Below are 4537 nucleotides of genomic sequence, written 5' to 3' on the forward strand. Positions count from 1 at the left end.
ACCTATCGGAAACCTCCATGACCGAACTCCGCGCCAGCACCCCCGACTCCACACCCGCCGAACTCGCCCCACCACCAGGACCCCACGACTCGAGCACATGATTACACCACTCGGCGGGACGCCACCGCCAGCAGCTGATGCCGCAGTATCAGAATTTCTGCGTCCTTGGACGCCTGTGATCGGGCGAGTAGCGCGATCCAGCAGAATACCCGTAAGACGATCAAGTACAGCAGCCGCAGAGCCATCCTGCCGGAGCGAGCCATCGAGCACAGCAAAACCCCAGATCAAACCTGTGACACAATATTCGGCACCCACACGGTGCGCCGTTGCTGGACCACTGCCATGCGTCGTGTGCCGGCCGACGTCCTGGGCCCGCTGCCTGGTGTGGCTGTCGCGGCCGATTACAACAGGACCATCGCCGGGCTGTCGTGGCCGAGGCCGGGTCTGCCTGGCGGGGCGTACGGACGTTGGTGGCAGCGTAGACCGTCACGTGTACGCGACGCCGCTAGAAACAGCGCAGGTCACACGCCGCGGGGGCAGATGCACGGCTTCTCGCCATGCTCGAGCGGTTCATGACCACGGCCGCAGCGGTTCGGCCGTTTCAGAGGATGGTCAGCTGGCCCGGCCATTTAGCGGACGCTTTCTCGTCGGGCTTCGGCATGGTCTCAACGCCGTCGAGTAGGCAGTGCACTTCCCAACCCATCGCTTGCAGGTCAGGCAGGTATCGTTCGGCGCTGTCGTGACGTACGGCGAGAGCAAGCAGGTGACGGGGACGGGTGACCCCGACGAAGGCGAGGCAGGCCGCATATTTGGTGTCCGCGCTGGCTCTGGCGAGGGTCTGGCCTGTACCGGTGAGGTAGGGCAGGAGCGTGGACAGGTCGTGGTTCTTCCCCCTGCGGTCCAGACATTCGAGTAGCAGTGTTGCGGAGTGTGTCTCGCCCTTGGCGCTCGCGGTGGTGCTCGGGATTGCAGCGACCTCATTGAGGGGACGTTGTTCGGCAGCCTCGGCGGGGGCAGGCGCATGGGCGAAGCCGAACCACTCACGCCATGTGGCCGGGGTGGTGAACCTCTTATGGTCGATGCCAGTGATTCCGGTGACCGCATCCTGCAGGGTGGCGACTTGCGCCGCCCAGATTTCCTCGGTGTCGGCAGGATTAAGTAGCATGCTCATCACGGCAGAGCGTGCCGCGTGCTCGAGGCTTCCGGGGGTCCGGTCGAGGTTTCGGAACCCTGGCAAATGCGCTGGAGGCTTTTCAACAGTTGAAGCAGGACGCGAGGTTTGGGCGGAGCGTGAGAAGCTCCGGATCACATCCCAAAGTTCATGGGCTGCCTCGCCCATGGTTCCATTAGTGGTCATCATCGCTAGTCTGCGTGCAACTGTTATCAGCCGTCCTGTATCGACCGCCTTCGGTGCGGGCGCCAGGTGTGGTGCGTAACAGGTAAGGGAGCGTGGCAGTTTGTTGCTCGTCCCAGGGGTGAGTCTGCCAGCGAGCACACGAGGAGGGTTGATCTGAAGAATATCCGCGCCGATTTTTTCGGTGGCAAGTTTTTCGAAGTAAGGGATGACCTTGAGGATGGACCCTTCATCGAAAGTGATGACAGCGAGGGCGCCTTCAGGGGCATGAGCACTGCCGAGAATCTGTTGGTTTCGGGTGGCGGTGAGTTGGCTGGCCGTTCGGGCGATGGCGGTACCGAATCTGCGACTGCGTGAAAGTTCGAGAGTTCGGTCTGGGTGTGGGAACGTTCCTATCGGGTCGTTCGTGTCTTCGGAGAAGATTCTTTGGTTAAGGTCGCCAACGCGTTGCAGGGCGATGCGATCAGGATCGAAGACGCTTGTGAGCAGCTCGTCTTGTATGGCGCTTGTGTCTTGCATCTCGTCGATGAGGATATAGGGGAAACGCTCACGGAGCGCTCGCGCGGCCCACGGGCAGCGGTGGAGATAGATGGCGGCTATTGCAAATACGTCACTGTAGCGATATATGCCACGGTCGCTGAGAGCCTTCTTGATGGCGATCAACTCGGCGCTGCTTTTGGCGGCTGCGCCGAAAGGGAGCCTACGGATACGAAGCTCGTTGATCTGCGGATCGAAGTAATAGGAGGCGGAGAGGGCTAGCGGCATGGCGTCATGCCGCTGTTCGAGTGCGTAGCGTAGCCCTCTGTACTCCTTCTGGTAGAGAAGGCTTCTCATCGCCGCCTCGTACCGGGTGTCGTCGATGGACTCGATCACAATGCCGTTCGACCGGAGCCATGGGAGCGCGAGAAATGTATGAGTGAAATCCTGAATAGTGCCGATAAAATGCGGGTGGTTCAGGAGGCGACGTCCACCGGGCACGCGTTCGAGTCCATCCAGAATCTCTTGTTTTGCGGTATTTGTGAAGGAGAGTACGCATATCCCTCGGGTGGCCTCCGTCCAGGTGTTCGCGAGGGATGCGAGCTTCAATACAACCAGGCTTGTCTTGCCCGATCCAGGAGCCGCTTGCACATCGACAGAGTCGGCTCGTAGGAGAAACTCCCACTGTGCGTCTTCATCGATCACCAGCCCCAGGTTGTGTGCCTGTTCTTCTATGGTGTCGCGAGACAAGGCCAAGACGGCGAGTGGGGTGGTAACTGGGGCTCCGAGCACAGGTAGGCGAAGGCTTGCGACAGGTATATCGGCAAGTCGGCTTCCGGTAGCTTGACCTCCGGTGATTCAAGCAGGTGAGCGGCATGCTGAGCAGCGATGGCTTTGCTGACCTTGCTGCCTTTCGCTCGAAGCGGCTTGTAGATCATCTCGGCGACTCGTGTCAGAGGTTCTTGGGCCTCGTGCCAAGCGTCGACCTGCTGGGCGGCGTTGCGGAAGATGTCACCAAGACGCTCATCGGACGGCCATCCTGTGACACAGGAGGTGGCCGCGGATACCGCCTGATGCATGATTCTCGCCAGCGTCCACGACGCTGCCGCCAGGTCGTATTCAAAGGTCCAGTGATCTGAAACGAAGGTGCGCACCTTCTGGCCGTCATGTTCTTTAAGCTTCTTCAGATGCTCGTTGAGGTCCGCTTCGGTCATATTCTCGGCGGCCGGGAGCCCGCGACGGAGATCCTCCGCTGTTCCAGCCGGTGCTACATCCCGGTCTCGGATGCACGCGACCGGGACAGGGAGGTAGGGCGGGGACGTTCGTTGGAAGATTCGCGCGTATCGGAACAGGCCTGTGTGGCCGACGTTGACGACGCTGACCGCGTCCCGGTTGAAGGAATAGCCGGCGGCCTTGGCGAGGGCCGGCAGCAGGATCATTTCGGCGTCGCCTTCCACGATCGCAACGGCTCGAGCGAAGAACAGGTTCGCCTTGGTTGCGTCAAGGAACCGGGACAGGAAGGCGTAGTCGCTCGGCTTCAGTTTGGTGAGCCCCTGGGACAGGGGGTAGACGGTGCCGCGTGCGACAACAGCCAGACGCTCGACCGGTACGGATGCGGCGAGGTGGGTGCTATGACTCGTCACGATGATCTGAATGGCGTCAACGCCGCTCGAGTGGTCAACCAGGAGTTGCATGACGCGGCTCTGAAGCTGGGGGTGAAGGTGGGCTTCGGGCTCCTCGATGAGAAGAAGCGGGGACAGGCCTTTCTTGCCAAGAAGCAGGAGCTCGGCGGCCATGAACAGGGCATTGTTGATGCCGAGACCGTGCCGGGTGGCTTCAGCGCGCACCCCGTCCGCAGCGATAGCCAGTTCGAGTCGTTCGAGGATCTGCTGAAGTGATGCGTTGGAGACAACGCCGATCCTGCTCTCGAGTCGATCGCCGCCGAGGGCGAACTTGGAAAGATAGCTGTCGTTGAGCTCGTCTCGCGCTTGTCTAATGACTAGGTTGTTCTCGATATCGTGCTCGGCGCGCCGAAGGATGCCGACCAAGGTGGTTGGCACCACCTGGTCCGGTATGAAGTCGTTGAGCTCCTGACCAGCCATGCTTGGATACTGGTTCAAGATCTGTGCGAGGCGCGAGTTACGACCGGCACCGAGCGCCGCCTCGGCGTCCCGCAGTGGGCGTAGGTATGTCGTCCGAAGGAGTTCGCGGGCATTGCCATCGATCGCAGCGCCCTCTCCCTGTGCGCCGGCCCGGATGCTCGTTGAGATTCGGTGCGGGTTGCTGAGGTCAGGAATCTGAGCGCGGAACGTGACGTGGAGAGTTGGCTCCTCAGGGGACGAGGCAGTGAGAAACTCGCCGAAGGTGCCCGCCTCTACGTCGGACATGCCCTTGAAGGTGCAGGTTATGGATAGCTCGGTGGCTCGGCCATGAGGACCGCAGTGGAAGTCATCGAGAGTGACTCGTGAGTAGTCGGTAGCGGAGGAGAGCAGGCATAGGCGGATTGCATCGACGATCGCGGTCTTCCCGCCATCGTTCTCACCCACGAGCACTGTGAGCCCTGGCTGGAACGTGGCAGCTGTCAACACCGCCTCAAAACTGACCCCTTTCCAACGTCTGAAATCTGACCCCCTGACTCGTGTTGATGGTTACTGTGTGTCGCGGTCGGCGGCGGGAGGGCGGCCGAGGTCGCGGTTCTTGAGCCGG

The 4537-nt window shown here is 61.2% G+C and carries 2 protein-coding genes and 1 pseudogene; all 3 read right to left on the reverse strand.

Annotated elements, in window-relative coordinates:
- Nucleotides 1-601: 601 nt before the first annotated feature.
- On the reverse strand, nucleotides 602-2536 hold the full coding sequence (locus ITP53_RS53965; protein ID WP_195903243.1) for a UvrD-helicase domain-containing protein: 1935 nt from the start codon (nucleotides 2534-2536) through the stop codon (nucleotides 602-604).
- A 26-nt stretch (nucleotides 2537-2562) separates the two neighbouring features.
- A complete protein-coding gene (locus ITP53_RS53970; protein WP_328818819.1) occupies nucleotides 2563-4218 on the reverse strand; it encodes an ATP-dependent nuclease in 1656 nt (551 codons plus the stop codon).
- An 81-nt stretch (nucleotides 4219-4299) separates the two neighbouring features.
- A pseudogene (locus tag ITP53_RS61635) lies at nucleotides 4300-4419 on the reverse strand (AAA family ATPase); the annotation flags it as partial.
- Nucleotides 4420-4537 lie beyond the last annotated feature (118 nt).

The sequence above is a fragment of the Nonomuraea cypriaca genome (assembly GCF_015645445.1).
GTDB classification, from domain to species: Bacteria; Actinomycetota; Actinomycetes; order Streptosporangiales; family Streptosporangiaceae; genus Nonomuraea; species Nonomuraea cypriaca.

What these genes read in the sequence shown, in the direction of transcription:
- ITP53_RS53970 (WP_328818819.1), bottom strand. Translation starts at nt 4,218, where the DNA reads ATGTCCGACGTAGAGGCGGGCACCTTCGGCGAGTTTCTCACTGCCTCG.